This is a genomic window from Bosea sp. Tri-49, from assembly GCF_003952665.1.
Lineage (GTDB): Bacteria > Pseudomonadota > Alphaproteobacteria > Rhizobiales > Beijerinckiaceae > Allobosea.
Genome location: NZ_CP017946.1, coordinates 4,288,116 through 4,301,801, shown reverse-complemented (window position 1 = coordinate 4,301,801; position 13,686 = coordinate 4,288,116). Strand labels below are relative to the sequence as shown.

Sequence of the window (13,686 nt, the reverse complement as noted above, 5' to 3'; positions counted from 1 at the left end):
CTCGGGGGAGCCGACCATAGGGTAGCGCCGCTTTCCTCGACAAGGCGCGATTGCGCGACAGCACCTTTCCTGTGACGGCAGGGTAGGGACGGGAGCGGAAGCGTCAGAGGCCGGCGCGCATGCGCCCGACGCAGTCGCCGACATAGCGGTCGAGCTCGACCGCCTGCTCGCTGACCAGACGCGCCGCCTCGACGACCCGTGCTGCGGCCTCGCCGGTGGCTCGGGCTTCGCCCCCGGCTCCGGCGACGTTCTCCGTGACGGTGGCGGCCGAGCCTGCCACGGCCTGGGCGTCCAGCGCGATGCCTGAGGCGATCGTGCCCTGGCTGGTCACGACCTGCGCGATCGCGTCCGAGGTTGTCTCGATCGTCCCCATCGTCCCTTCGATCTGTCCGACGGCATTGGCGACGGCCGCGGCAGCGCCACGGATCTCCTGCAGCGTGGCGCCGATGTTCTGTGTCGCCTGCTGGGTCTGCTCGGCGAGGTTCTTGACCTCGCCGGCGACCACCGCAAAGCCGCGGCCGGCAACCCCGGCGCGTGCTGCCTCGATCGTCGCGTTGAGAGCGAGCAGATTGGTGCGGACCGCGATGTCCTCGATGAATGCAAGCACGGCCCCGACCTTGTCGGCGGCAACCGCGAGCCCGTCGACGTCGGTTCGGGTCGAGCGGACATGGTTCGCCGCCTGCCGCGCGGTCTCGGCGGCAAGATCGGTCTGGCGCGTCAGCTCGCGGATCGAGGCGTCGATCCGCTCGGCCGCGTGGGCGACGCTGCCGACGCGTTGCGAGGCGAGCTCCGCCTGTTGCGTCGCCTCGCCGGCCCGCAAGGTGGTACGGTCGGCGTTCGCTGCCATGCCGCGCGCCGCCTCGTGCATGCCGCGTGCCGAATCGCCGACCCGGCGCAATGCCTTGCCCACTGTCACTTCGAGATTTACGGCCAGCTCCTCGAGCGCCGCGCGGCGCAGCGTTTCAATCTCGTCCCTGCGGGTCTCCAGTGTCTTCTCGGGCGTGACGTCAAGCAGGATGCCATCCCAGATCGCCGTCCCGTCGGACAGGCGGCGCATCGTCGCCTCGCTGCGCAGCCAGACGATGCCGCCATCGGGCGCGGCATAGCGCGCCTCGAAGCGCCAGACGTCGTCCAGGGCTGTCAGAGCGGCGCGCGCTGCCTCGAAACGCTGCCGATCCTCCGGCAGCATCTTGCCGAGCCAGGCCTCCGGATCGCGTTCGACCTCCTCCTTGGTAACACCCAGGAGTTTGTCGATGGCGAAGGATGCGAACTGATAGCGCAGCGAACCATCGGGTGACACGACACGCTGATAGAGGGTGCCGGGCGCGCGCTGGATCAGCGTGCGCAGGCGATAGGACGTCTCGCGCCGGTCCCGGTCGTTGCTGAGGACGAGTCCGACCAGGATGGTGCCGATCGTGCTGACCACGATCATGATCGGCACAGCCTCGCGCAGGAAGCGTTCCGCCGCAGGCCAGTTCGGCATGAAGACGTTCGAGGCGATGAGGCAGCCGGCGCTGATCAGGCTGAGCAGGACGAGATCGCGCAGCGTCAGCGAGCGCTTCTGCCGGCCGAGCCAGGCGGCGTAGATCACGCCGGCAACGGCGTGCAGGACGATTCCGGCGATCCCGGTCGGCATCCCGACACCGCCCAGATTGTAGCGCGCAGCGGCGAGGGGGACAGCAGTCAGCAATGCGGCGAGCGGTCCGCCGATCGGGCCGGCCAGGATCGCGAAGGTGTTACGCGAATCGACGACCAGTCCGGGCTGGATGACGAAGGGATTGGCCATGCTGCACAGCGCTCCCGCGGCGAAGAGCACGCCGACGACGAGCTGGCGCAGCAGCGGACGCTGATCGATCCACGTGGCGGCCGCCGTCAGGATCAGGGCCGCCAGCAGCAGGAAGGACAGGCTCTCGATCAGGTTGATGAACAGTGACATGGCGGGCCCTTGGCCGGGAACGGCCCGATGAAGCTGCTTTAATTTGTTGAAAGCCATCCTAACGGATGGCCTTGCCGGCGCGATTTGCTAGCGTGCCCGCCCCATGCGCCACACCACCCCAAGCGATGTTGCGGAAGCCCGCTCCGCCAGCACGGCCGATCTCGGCCGCGTCACGCCGATGATGGCGCAGTACGTCGAGATCAAGGCCAATAATCCCGATTGCCTGCTGTTCTACCGGATGGGCGATTTCTACGAATTGTTCTTCCAGGACGCCGAGATCGCCTCGCGCACGCTCGGCATCGTGCTGACCAAGCGCGGCAAGCACCTGGGCGAGGACATCGCCATGTGCGGCGTCCCGGTCGAGCGCGCCGACGACTATCTGCAGAAGCTGATCGCTGCTGGCCATCGCGTCGCGGTCTGCGAGCAGACCGAGGATCCGGCCGAGGCCAAGAAGCGCGGTGCCAAATCGGTGGTGAAGCGCGATGTCGTCCGCTTGGTCACGCCCGGCACCATTACCGAGGAGCGCCTGCTCGATCCCGGCCGGGCGAGCCTGCTCGTCGCGGTGGCCCGGCGCCGGCTGTCGGACGAGGTTTATGCCTATGGCATCGCGGCTGTGGACATTTCGACCGGTCGCTTCGCCGTGCTCGAAACCGACCAGCGCGGGCTTGCCGTCGAGCTTGCCCGCCTGGAGCCGCGCGAGATCGTCTGTCCCGATGCGATCCATGACGATCCCGAGCTGAAGGAATTCTGGCGCGACGTTGCAGCTCCCGTGACGCCGCTGGCGCGCGAAGGGCTCGACCCGGCTTCCGGCGAGCGCCGGCTGAAGGAGTTCTTCGGCGTCGCTACGCTCGATGCCTTCGGCGCCTTCACGCGTGCCGAGATCGCCGCCGCCGCTGCAGCGCTCGCCTATGTCGAGCGCACCCAGCTTGGCGCCCGTCCGCCTTTGTCGCCGCCTGTCCGCGAGGGCCAGAGCGCGACCATGCTGATCGACGCGGCCACGCGTGCGAATCTCGAACTGACCCGAACCCTCGCCGGTGAGCGCTCGGGCAGCCTGCTCGCCACCATCGATCGGACCGAGACGCCGGGCGGCAGCCGCCTGCTCGCCGAGCGGCTGGCCGGGCCGCTCACCGATCCGATCGCGATCGGACGGCGGCACGATGCCGTGACGCTCCTGGTCGAGACGCCGTCGCTGCGCGAGGCGCTGCGGCGTGATCTTTCCCGCGTGCCCGACATCGCCCGCGCGCTGGCCCGGCTCTCGCTAGATCGTGGCGGCCCGCGCGATCTCGCCGCGCTTGGCGTCGGGCTGGAGGCCGCCCGTGGTGTCGCCGCCGCTCTGCTGCGCCAGGGCGATCTGCCCGATGAACTGCGCGAAGCGGCCCTCGCGCTTGGCCGCACCGACCCTGATCTCGCTACGCGCCTGTCCGCAACGCTCGCCGACGAGCTACCGCTCATGAAGCGCGACGGCCGTTTCGTGCGCGAGGGTTTCGACGCGGCTCTCGACGAACTCAGGCTGCTGCAGGTCGATTCGCGCAAGGTGATCGCGCAATTGCAGGCGCGCTATGCCGCCGAGACCGATTGCCGGACACTGCGGATCAAGCACAACTCCATGATCGGCTATTTCGTCGAGGTGCCGCAGGCGGTCGGTGAGACCTTCCTGAGGGAGCCCTGGCGGGCGGTGTTCGTGCATCGCCAGACCATGTCGGACGCGATGCGCTTCTCCTCGGTCGAGCTCGGCGAGCTCGAGGCCAAGATCGCCTCCGCCGCAGACCGGGCGCTGAAGCTGGAGCTCTCGGTCTTCGCGGCGCTGACCGAGGCCGTGTTGGCGCAGGCCGAGCCGATCAAGGCGGCGGCGCAGGCACTGGCGGTGATCGATGTCGCCGCGGCGCTGGCCGAGCTCGCGATTGATGCCGGCTGGACGCGCCCGCAGGTCGATGACGGTGCCGCCTTCACAATCAAGGCCGGCCGCCATCCCGTGGTCGAGGCCGCGCTGAAGCGGCAGGGCCAGCCCTTCGTCGCCAATGACAGCGAATTGTCCGCCGCTGCGCAAGGCCGGGACGGCCGCATCTGCCTGATCACCGGCCCCAACATGGCGGGTAAGTCGACCTTCCTGCGCCAGAACGCGCTGATCGCCGTGCTCGCCCAGATGGGCTCCTTCGTGCCGGCTGGGAGCGCCCATATCGGCGTGGTCGACCGGCTGTTCTCGCGCGTCGGCGCCGCCGACGATCTCGCTCGCGGCCGCTCGACCTTCATGGTCGAGATGGTCGAGACTGCCGCGATCTTGAACCAGGCCGGGCCGCGTGCCCTCGTCATCCTCGACGAGATCGGCCGCGGCACCGCGACCTTCGACGGGCTCTCGATCGCCTGGGCCGCGATCGAGCATCTGCATGAGGCCAATCGCTGCCGGGCACTGTTTGCGACGCATTATCACGAGCTGACGGCGCTGGCCGAGCGGCTCGACCGCGTCGTCAACGCCACCGTGCGCGTCACCGAATGGAATGGCGAGGTCATTTTCCTGCATGAGGTCGTGCCCGGTGCGGCCGATCGCTCCTACGGTATCCAGGTCGCCAAGCTCGCCGGCCTGCCGCCGGCGGTGGTCGAGCGGGCCCGCGCCATCCTCGGCGAATTGGAGAAGAGCGAGCGCGAGAAGCCGGTCGCGGCTTTGGTCGACGACCTCCCGCTCTTCGCCGTGCAGATGCGCAAGCCGGCACCGGCCGCAGCGCCGGTCGCTGGCCCCGATGAATTGCGCGAGGCGCTTTCTGGGATCGACCCCGACGAGATGACGCCGCGCGAGGCGCTGGAAGCGCTCTACAGGCTTAAGCGTTTGAACTGAGCCGACGCTTGATCCCCTCCGCCGCCGCCACACCGGTGGCGAAGCAGGCTTGCAGCAGATAGCCGCCTGTCGGCGCCTCCCAGTCGAGCATCTCGCCGGCGATGAAGAGGCCGGGCAGGCGCTTCAGCATGAAGTCCGTGTCGATCTCGTCGGTGACGATACCGCCCGCTGTCGAGATGGCGCGGGCGATCGGTGCGGTACCTGTCAGGCGCAGCAACGCGCTCTTGATCAGGGTGGCTAGATTGCCGGCTTCGGCCGGCAGCGGCCCGTTTGCCGTCTCCCGCAGCGCCGCCGCTGCCACTGGCGAAAGCCCGGCCGCCTTGCGCAGGTGGTTACTCAGCGTCTCGCCGGCCCGGCGGCGTTCGAGGCGGGCCGCCAGTGCGGACTCGTCGAGATCGGGCCGCAGGTCGATGACGAGGTCGGCATGGCCGTCGCGGTCGATCGCCTTGCGCAACGGTCCCGACAGCGCATAGATCGCCCCGCCCTCGATGCCGTCCGCGTCGATCATTGCTTCGCCAAGGACGCGCTGCCCGGCGAAGCTCAGCGCGATCCGCTTCAGCGGCTGCCCGGCGAAGCGCTCACGCATCAGGGGCGACCAGGCGACCGTGAAGCCGGCATTCGCGGGTCGCAACGGCGAGATCACGACACCTTTTTCGGCAAGCAACTCGACCCAGGAGCCATCCGAGCCCAGTCGCGGCCAGCTTGCGCCGCCGAGCGCCAGCAGCGTCGCACGCGGGCTCACAATCTCCTCGCCGCCTTCGCGAGCGGTGAAGCGCAGCGCGCCACTCTCGTCCCAGCCGATCCAGCGTCGGCCCGACACCAGTCGCACGCCGAGCCCATCGAGCCGCGTCAGCCAGGCGCGCAGCAGCGGCGAAGCCTTCATCGCTCTGGGGAAAATACGCCCGCTCGAGCCGATGAAGCTTTCGGCACCGAACCCGTCGGCCCAGTCGCGTAGCGCCGGTGGCGGGAAGGCGTGGATCGCCGGCTCCAGCCAGCTTCGCGCTGCGCCATACCGATCGAGAAAGCTGTCGAGCGGTTCGGAATGCGTCAGATTGAGCCCACCGCGGCCGGCGAGCAGGAATTTGCGCGCCGGCGAGGTCATCCGCTCATAGATCGCGACGTTGTGGCCGGCCTCGGCCAACCGCTCGGCCGCGATCAGCCCGGCCGGGCCGGCGCCGATGATGGCGACGTCCGGTTCGCTCAATTGCCAAACACGGTGTTGAGCTGGCTGCCGACCATGATGAAGGTGGTGCGCTTCGGCATCTCCTTCAGCCTGACCGCGCCGATATAGGTCATCGCCGAGCGCACCCCGCCCATGATCTCCTGCATCGTGCCCTCGACCGGGCCGCGATAGGGCACCTCGACGGTCTTGCCCTCGGAGGCCCGGTATTTGGCGACGCCGCCGGAATACCGCTTCATCGCCGTGTCGGAGGACATGCCGTAGAAGACCATCGCGACCGGCACGGTCTCGCCGTCATGGGTCTCGTAGCGGATCTCGCCCTCGCATTCGTCGTGGCCGGCGAGCATGCCGCCCATCATCACAAAATCGGAGCCGCCGCCATAGGCCTTGGCGACGTCGCCGGGCACGGTCAGCCCGCCATCGCCGCAGACCAGGCCTTTCAGCCCGTGGGCGGCGTCGGAACATTCGATGATCGCCGAGAGCTGCGGATAGCCGACACCGGTCATTTTGCGGGTGGTGCAGACCGAGCCCGGGCCGATGCCGACCTTGACGATATCCGCGCCGGCCAGGATCAGCGCCTCCGTCATGTCGCCGGTGACGACGTTGCCGGCCATGATCGCCGCGTTCGGGAAGGCCTCGCGCGTCGCCTTGACCGTGTCGACGAACTTCTCGGTGTAGCCATTGGCGACATCGAGGCAGATCTTGTCGATCGGCGCCTTGGCGTGGACCGCTTTCAGCTTGTCGTGGTCGGAATCGGTGGTGCCCAGCGAATAGAAGGCGTTGGCGGAGCCCGGCTCCTTGAAGAAGGCGATCAGCTCGTCGGCGTCGTAATGCTTGTGCAGGGCGACCATGGCGCCGTGCTTCAGTAAAGCGCGCGCCATCGCCATGGTGCCGACCACGTCCATATTGGCGGCGATCAGCGGAAAGCCCGTCCATTCGCGGCCGGTATGGGCGAAACGGAAGCTCCGGTTGACGTCGACCTCGGCGCGGCTGCCGAGCGTCGAGCGCTTCGGCCGGATCAGCACGTCGCGGAAGTCGAGCTTCGGATCGTTCTCGATGCGCATGATGAAAGCTCCGGCGGCTGACGCAGACGGTGAAAGGCGCACGCGGCTTCAGGGAGCGTGCCGGGATTCATAGCCGCTCGAACCTTTCGGAGCAATGCAGGGGGTGTCATTCGGATGCCGTGGATCAGACACTTTAGTGATCCCTAAAGTTTCTCTGGACAGGTCGCTCGCATCACGATACTTAAGCGCATGCTTCACCAACCAGAGCAGCTCGACCTGATGTTCCAGGCGCTGGCGGATCCGAACCGCCGGCAGATGGTGCAACGGCTCTGCGAGGGACCGGCGAGCGTCAGCGAGCTCGCTGCGCCACTGCAGATGACGCTGTCGGCTGTGGTGCAGCATCTCGCCGTGCTCGAAGGAGCCGGGTTGGTGCGTTCGCAGAAGGTCGGGCGGGTCCGCACCTGCCAGCTCGACACGCAGGCCTTGCGGGCGGCGGAGCGCTGGATCAGCGAGCGCCGCTCCCTCTGGGAGCGACGCTTCGACCGGCTCGGCGCCTTCCTCGCCGAGCAGGACCAAGATTTGAAGGAAGGAGGCGGATAATGACCGAACGGACCGTCGTCCATACCGATTTCACCATCGAGCGCCGCTACGATGCGAGCCCTGCCCGCGTCTTCGCCGCCTTCGCCGATCCCGTGGCGAAGCGGCGCTGGTCGGCCTGTCATGACGAGGGTGGGCTCGGCGAGCACAGGCTCGATTTCCGCGAGGGCGGCCGGGAGACCATGCGCGGCGCTCCGGCGGAAAGCGGCGTCTTTGCGATGAACGCGACCTTCGCGGAGATCGTGCCGGAGCAGCGCATCATCTACAGCTACGAACTGCTGCGCGACGATGTTCGCCTGTCGATCTCGCTGGCGACGATCGAGTTCCATCGCGACGGCGCCGGCACGAGGCTGCTCTTCACCGAGCAGGCTGCCTTCCTCGACGGCCATGATCGGCCCGAATGGCGCGAGCAGGGCTCGCGCATCGGCTTCGACAGGCTGGCCGACTATCTCGCGCAGGAGCAGGCGCCGGCCTGAGCCGCACCCGTCTTCGACCAAGAACCCTTTCAACCCGCTCCTTTCCAGAAGCAGGAATGCACAGCCATGTCCCTGACGCTCTATTTCCATCCGCTTTCCGGCTTCTGCCAGAAGGCACTGGTCGCGCTCTACGAGAACGACACGCCGTTCACGCCGCAACTCGTCAATTTCGGAGATTCCACCGAGCGCGCCGATTTCCTGAAGCTCTGGCCGATCGGCAAGTTCCCGCTGCTGCGCGACGATAGCAATGGCAGGCTGGTGCCGGAGACCAGCCTGATCATCGAGTATCTCGCATTGCATTATCCCGGTCCGGTGGCGCTGCTGCCGGAGAACCCGGTCGCGGCGCTCGAGGTTCGGCGGCTCGATCGGCTCTTCGATCTCTATGTCGCCATCCCCATGCAGAAGGTGGTGCTCGACCGACTGCGCCCGGAGGGCAGTCATGACCCGGTTGGCGTCGCCGAGGCCAAGGCGACGCTTGCGTCAGCTTATGACGTGCTGGAGGCCGAGCTCGGCGACCGGCACTGGCTGACCGGCGACGCTTTCACCATGGCCGACTGCTCGGCCGCACCGGCGCTGTTCTATGCCGAGCGGGCGCTGTCCTTCCGCGACAGCCATCCGCGGCTCTGGGCCTATTTCGAGCGCCTGCGCATGCGGCCGTCCTATGCCCGCGCCTTGGCCGAGGCCGAGCCTTATTTCGAGTTCTTCCCGCGCAATCCGGGCGATGCCGGGCTCTCCCGCTAGTCCAACCCTCTTCGATCCTCATCAGCCAAGAGAAACAACCATGACCGCCACCCCCGTCGTCCATGCCAGCTTCACCCTTGAGCGCAGCTATGCCGCCTCGCCTGCCCGCGTCTTCGCCGCCTTCGCCGATCCCAAGCAGAAGCGCCGCTGGTTCGCCGAGGGCGAAGGCTGGGAGGTCGAGCAATTCGATGTCGACTTCCGCGTCGGCGGCCATGAGCGCAGCCGTTTTCGCTTCCAGGGCGGCCCGCCGATCAACAACGACACCGTCTATCAGGTGATCCAGCAAAACGAGCGCATCATCCTCGCCTATGCGATGGCGATCGATGGAGCGCCGCTCTCGGGCTCGTTGCTGACCATGGAATTCATGCCCGAGGGAACCGGCACCAGGTTCGTCTTCACCGAGCAGGGCGCCTATCTCGACGGCAAGGACGGCCCTATCCAGCGCGAAGAAGGCTCGCGGGAGCTACTCGAAAGCCTGGCAAGGATGCTCGGCGAGCCTGCGAACGCTGCGGCCTGAGGCGCGGGGCGCCATTCATCCGCCATTCACCGGCAGTTCATCCCCCGCCGGCTAAGCGGGATGGTGGCGCAGCCTGACCGGGAACACCCGGCGGGTCACGCCTCCGATGTCACGATCCGGGGGGATCTTTCGGCTGTGCTCAAGGCCGTCGACCAGCGTATCCAGGCCGCCGGCCCGCCATCCGATTGGCAGGTCGCCAAGAGCTTTGCGCGCCTGACCGGCGGCTTCTGGCGCGGTGGCACCGCCAGCCGGGCCTGGTTCTGGTCGCTCGCTTTGGCGAGCGCGATCATCCTCTCCGTCTTCGCCAACGTCACCGTCAATCGCTGGAATGGCTGGTTCTTCGACGCGCTCGAGAAGAAGGACGGCGAAAGCGCGCTGATCGCCATGGCGGTCTTCCCGGTGCTGGTGCTGATCGCGGCGGGCCTGGGCGTCATCATCCTGATTTCGCGCGAGACCTTTCAGGTCCATTGGCGCGCCTGGGTCACGGCCAAGCTCGCCGATCGCTGGATCGGAGAGCGCCGCTTCTACCGGCTCGGCCTTTCCGGCTACGAGCCGGCCAATCCGGAATACCGCATCGCCGACGATGTGCGCTGGGCGACCGAGCCGGTGGTCGACTTCGCCATCGGCCTGCTCTCGGCCGTGATCACCGCGATCACCTTCATCGGCATCCTCTGGTCGATCGGCGGCTCGCTCAGCGTCGAGGCTCACGGCGTTCCGTTCGAGATTCCGGCCTATATGGTCCTGGCCGCGATCATCTATGCCGTCCTGGTCTCCGGCCTGATCACCTGGGTCGGTCGGCCGCTGCCGCGCCTGATCGCCGCCCGCAACGAGGGCGAGGCACGCCTGCGCTTCTCGCTGATGCGTATCCGCGACCATGGCGAGACGATCGCGCTCTCGCGGGCCGAGGTCGGCGAACGCCGTGCCGTCGCCGCGACCTATGACACCCTGGTCACGCGCTGGCTCGCCATGATCCGCCAGCGCGGCCGGCTGACCTGGATCACCAATGGCAGCGGCGCCCTCGTCCCGGTCGTGCCGCTCCTGCTGGCTGCGCCAAAGTACCTCTCGGGCGAGATGTCGCTTGGCGACGTCGTCCAGGTCGCCGCCGCTTTCGTCGCCGTGCAGAACGCCTTCAACTGGGTGCTCGACAACTTCATGCGGATTGCCGAGTGGCTGGCCTCGGCGCGGCGCGTCAACGAGCTCGCCATTGCGCTGGGCGCGATCGAGGCCGGCTCGGCGGAAAGCGACATCGTCGTCCTGCCGAGCGAGGACGGTGGCTTGCAGCTCGACGAGTTGACCTTGACCGACCGCGACGGCCGCACGCTCCTCGCCGATTTCGGCCTGGCGCTGCCGGCCGGAGCGACGATCCATGTCGCCGGCGAGATGGGGCACGGCAAGGCCGCCTTGATCCAGGCCGTCGCGGGCCTCTGGCCCTGGGGCCGGGGCTCGGTTGCTCTGCCGGACGAGGCGCGTATCGCGGTGCTGCCGCAGCATCTGCACCTGTCGGAAGGCAGCCTTCGGGCCGCGCTCGATCCGATCGGCGGCCATGGCGCTGCGCAGGCGGAGGCGGCCTTGCGGCACTACGGTCTCTCGGGCCTCGTGCCGCAGCTGGATCTGTCGCGCGACTGGGAGAAGGCGCTGACCACTGGCGATCGCCAGCGCCTCGCTCTGGCGCGCGCCGAATTGGCGGAGCCCGACATCCTCCTGCTCGACGAGGCGACGAGTGGTCTGGAGACCGAGGCGGCGCTCGATCTGCTGGCGCGATTGCGGGCGGCCCGTCCCAATGCGGTCATGCTGCTGATCGGCCAGAGCCCCGGCTTCGCCGAAGCGGCCGACCATCATCTCACCATGCGCCGCGCCGGTGGCGTCGCCCGCATCGTCTCCAGCGATGGCGTGCGTCCGGCAGCGCTCGCCGAAGCCGGTGGCGGCTGAGGCTCAGGCAGGATTCAGGACCTTTTCCATCCAGTGCCGGCACTCCCGGCCTTCACGATACGGAGCGATCACATGTTGAACATCTGGGACGTCTATTGGGGCCTGCGCGTCGAGCAATGCCCCTGCGACGTGCACTTCGTCGAATGGCTGGAAGAGCAGGGCCTGACCGGCAAGCGCATCTACCATTTCGGCACTGGCGGCCACCATTATGTCGGCATCCGCTGCGCCGAGCCGGAATTCGACAATACGGTGCTTGGGATCACCGCCTCGCCGAAGGAATACGATGCCTTCGTCAAGCTCGCGATCGACAATCCGACGATCACCAAGACCTACAGCGCCTATTTCGGCGACATCTACACCAGCAATGTCCGGCTGCTGCCGCGGTTCGACGTCGTCACGCTGTTCCACTCCTGCGAGTTCCGCAGCGAGAAGAACGACGCCTATGGCGCGCTGACCGATCTCGAGGTGATGCAGCTCTTCACCGACCAGACCGATACCGGCGGCTACATCCTGTTCTACACCGGCTCCTTCGCTTACGAGGGAGCCAAGCCGATCATCGCGGACTGGGCCAAGTCCCGTGGAGTTGAGGAGATCGGCGAGTTCAAGACGCTCCGCATCTTCCGCAAGACCGCCTGAGGCGATTGCGCTGGCCAGCGAACGGCGCTAATTCCGTCTCGTCTGTTCACACGAACCAAAGGAGGGCTGCGTGATCACGTTCTTTCGTCACCATCGTCAGCGCGGCCCCGTTCAGGCCCTGCAAGCCAGCTTGCAGGGCTGACCGCACAGGCGATCCCCACGGTTCTCGTCCAGGTCTGCCCTTCGTGAGGGCGTAGCGTTTCCGCTGCGTCTCATCCTCTCATCGAGCACAGCGTTCCGCATTCGTGACGCTCCGGGGCAGGACCCCGGCCGGATGACGACGCGCGGCTCGGGCAGTCCAGAGACCGACCATGACCCTGATCACCCTGCGCAATCTCAGCGTCACGCTGGGAACGCCGCTCTTCACCGATCTTTCGTTCTCCCTTGTTGCCGGCGATCGCCTCGGTCTCGTCGCCGCCAATGGCCGCGGCAAGTCGACCCTCCTGCGCTGCCTTGCCGGCCTCGTCGAACCTGCGGCCGGCGAGATCACGCGCTCGCGCGGCCTGCGCATCGGCCATGTCGAGCAGGACGCCCCGCCGCAATTGCTGGACCAGCCCGTCGACCGGCTGCTGCTCGATAGGCTGCCGGCCGATCAACGCGAGAGCGAGCATTGGCGCGTCGAGGTCGCGCTCGACACGCTCGCGATACCCGAAGAACTGCGCCGGCGTCCGCTCGGGCAATTGAGCGGCGGCTGGCAGAGGCTCGTCCTGCTGGCGCGTGCAGGTATCGCCGAGCCTGACCTGTTGTTGCTGGACGAGCCGACCAACCATCTCGACCTCGCGCGGATCGGCCTGCTGGAGAGCTGGCTTGCGGCCCTGCCGCGCGACATGGCCGTGATCCTGTCGAGCCATGACCGTGCCTTCCTCGACAGCGCGACCGGCAAGACCCTGTTCCTGCGCCAGGAGCACTCACAGCTCTTCGCGCTGCCCTATTCGCGGGCCCGCGTCGCGCTCGACGAGAGCGACGCTGCGATGGCGCGCCGCAACGAGCGCGATCTCAAGGCCGTCCAGCAGATGCGGCGGCAGGCGGCGAAGCTGAACAATCTCGGCATCAATTCCGGCAGCGATCTCCTGCTGAGCAAGACCAAGCAGCTAAAGCGACGGGCCGACGAGCTCGAAGCGGTGGCGCGTCCGGCCCATCGTGAGCGCTCCGCGGGCGCGATCAGGCTCGCCAGCCAGGGTACGCATGCGCGGGTCCTGATCGCGCTCGACGACGTCGCAGTCGAGACGCCGGACGAGCGGCTGCTGTTCAAGACTGGCAAGCGCTGGATCAGCCCCGGCGACCGCATCGTGCTGCTCGGCTTGAACGGCGCCGGCAAGTCGCGCTTCATCACCATGCTCCATAAGGCGATCGCAGGTGGCGATCAGCGCGGCATCAAGCCGACGCCCTCGCTGGTGCTCGGCCATGCCAGCCAGAGTCTCGCCGAGCTGCCCGATGCCGAGACACCGCACGGGCTGATCAGCCGTCGCTTCGATATCGGCGACCAGCCGGCCCGCGGCCTGCTTGCCGGCGCCGGCATCGTCATCGATCGCCAGACCGGTCCGATCGGCGCGCTTTCGGGCGGGCAGAGGGCGCGGCTCGCCATGCTGGCGCTGCGCCTCGCCCGGCCGAATTTCTACCTGCTGGACGAGCCGACCAACCATCTCGACATCGAGGGGCAGGAAGCCTTGGAAGCCGAGCTCACTGCCGGCGAGACGAGTTGCCTGCTGGTCTCGCACGATCGCAGCTTCGTTCGAGCCATCGGCAACCGCTTCTGGCAGATCGATCGGCGGCGGCTGGTCGAGGTCGACGATCCCGAGACGTTCTTCGCGGAGGCCATGGCGGGCGAGGGCTAGCAATT

General features: G+C 67.6%; 11 protein-coding genes. 8 read left to right on the top strand and 3 right to left on the bottom strand.

Annotated features, from left to right (window positions below; genetic code table 11):
• Positions 1-103: 103 nt before the first annotated feature.
• Positions 104-1,936, bottom strand: a complete 1,833-nt coding sequence (locus BLM15_RS20785; protein ID WP_164547598.1) for a methyl-accepting chemotaxis protein — start codon at positions 1,934-1,936, stop codon at positions 104-106.
• Positions 1,937-2,039: 103 nt separating this feature from the next.
• Here BLM15_RS20785 and mutS point away from each other — a divergent pair, with 103 nt between their 5' ends.
• Positions 2,040-4,766 carry a DNA mismatch repair protein MutS gene (mutS, locus tag BLM15_RS20780; RefSeq protein WP_126114542.1) on the top strand — a complete coding sequence of 909 codons (2,727 nt, stop codon included), beginning with the start codon at positions 2,040-2,042 and terminating at the stop codon, positions 4,764-4,766.
• On the opposite strand, the gene BLM15_RS20775 is transcribed toward mutS, so the two are convergent.
• Positions 4,750-5,970, bottom strand: coding sequence for a BaiN/RdsA family NAD(P)/FAD-dependent oxidoreductase (locus BLM15_RS20775; protein ID WP_126114541.1), 1,221 nt, complete (start codon positions 5,968-5,970; stop codon positions 4,750-4,752). The two genes, mutS and BLM15_RS20775, sit on opposite strands and share 17 nt — an antisense overlap.
• Complete coding sequence (locus BLM15_RS20770) at positions 5,967-7,010, bottom strand: GMP reductase (RefSeq protein ID WP_126114540.1); 1,044 nt, start codon at positions 7,008-7,010, stop codon at positions 5,967-5,969. The genes BLM15_RS20775 and BLM15_RS20770 overlap by 4 nt, the downstream gene beginning before the upstream one ends.
• A 189-nt stretch (positions 7,011-7,199) precedes the next feature.
• Between BLM15_RS20770 and BLM15_RS20765 the strand changes: the two genes are divergently transcribed.
• The 7 genes from BLM15_RS20765 to BLM15_RS20735 all read left to right on the top strand — a co-directional run bounded on the left by BLM15_RS20765 (position 7,200) and on the right by BLM15_RS20735 (position 13,681).
• Positions 7,200-7,550: an ArsR/SmtB family transcription factor gene (locus tag BLM15_RS20765; RefSeq protein WP_126114539.1), complete on the top strand. Its 351-nt coding sequence runs from the start codon at positions 7,200-7,202 to the stop codon at positions 7,548-7,550.
• Complete coding sequence (locus BLM15_RS20760) at positions 7,550-8,023, top strand: SRPBCC family protein (RefSeq protein ID WP_126114538.1); 474 nt, start codon at positions 7,550-7,552, stop codon at positions 8,021-8,023. The genes BLM15_RS20765 and BLM15_RS20760 overlap by 1 nt, the downstream gene beginning before the upstream one ends.
• A gap of 66 nt (positions 8,024-8,089) precedes the next feature.
• Positions 8,090-8,764: a glutathione S-transferase family protein gene (locus tag BLM15_RS20755; RefSeq protein WP_126114537.1), complete on the top strand. Its 675-nt coding sequence runs from the start codon at positions 8,090-8,092 to the stop codon at positions 8,762-8,764.
• Positions 8,765-8,804: 40 nt separating this feature from the next.
• Positions 8,805-9,281 carry an SRPBCC family protein gene (locus BLM15_RS20750; protein WP_126114536.1) on the top strand — a complete coding sequence of 159 codons (477 nt, stop codon included), beginning with the start codon at positions 8,805-8,807 and terminating at the stop codon, positions 9,279-9,281.
• A 135-nt stretch (positions 9,282-9,416) separates the two neighbouring features.
• A complete protein-coding gene (locus tag BLM15_RS20745; RefSeq protein WP_164547597.1) occupies positions 9,417-11,210 on the top strand; it encodes an ABC transporter ATP-binding protein/permease in 1,794 nt (597 codons plus the stop codon).
• Between the two features lie 72 nt (positions 11,211-11,282).
• The gene (locus BLM15_RS20740) at positions 11,283-11,846 is read left to right on the top strand and encodes a hypothetical protein (protein ID WP_206438549.1); all 564 of its coding nucleotides are present in this window, start codon (positions 11,283-11,285) and stop codon (positions 11,844-11,846) included.
• 311 nt (positions 11,847-12,157) lie between these two features.
• On the top strand, positions 12,158-13,681 hold the full coding sequence (locus tag BLM15_RS20735; RefSeq protein WP_126114534.1) for an ABC-F family ATP-binding cassette domain-containing protein: 1,524 nt from the start codon (positions 12,158-12,160) through the stop codon (positions 13,679-13,681).
• Positions 13,682-13,686 lie beyond the last annotated feature (5 nt).

Coding starts and splice junctions, on each gene's coding strand:
- BLM15_RS20785 (WP_164547598.1), bottom strand. CDS start 1,936: ATGTCACTGTTCATCAACCTGATCGAGAGCCTGTCCTTCCTGCTGCTG.
- mutS (WP_126114542.1), top strand. CDS start 2,040: ATGCGCCACACCACCCCAAGCGATGTTGCGGAAGCCCGCTCCGCCAGC.
- BLM15_RS20770 (WP_126114540.1), bottom strand. CDS start 7,010: ATGCGCATCGAGAACGATCCGAAGCTCGACTTCCGCGACGTGCTGATC.
- BLM15_RS20765 (WP_126114539.1), top strand. CDS start 7,200: ATGCTTCACCAACCAGAGCAGCTCGACCTGATGTTCCAGGCGCTGGCG.
- BLM15_RS20760 (WP_126114538.1), top strand. CDS start 7,550: ATGACCGAACGGACCGTCGTCCATACCGATTTCACCATCGAGCGCCGC.
- BLM15_RS20755 (WP_126114537.1), top strand. CDS start 8,090: ATGTCCCTGACGCTCTATTTCCATCCGCTTTCCGGCTTCTGCCAGAAG.
- BLM15_RS20750 (WP_126114536.1), top strand. CDS start 8,805: ATGACCGCCACCCCCGTCGTCCATGCCAGCTTCACCCTTGAGCGCAGC.
- BLM15_RS20740 (WP_206438549.1), top strand. CDS start 11,283: ATGTTGAACATCTGGGACGTCTATTGGGGCCTGCGCGTCGAGCAATGC.
- BLM15_RS20735 (WP_126114534.1), top strand. CDS start 12,158: ATGACCCTGATCACCCTGCGCAATCTCAGCGTCACGCTGGGAACGCCG.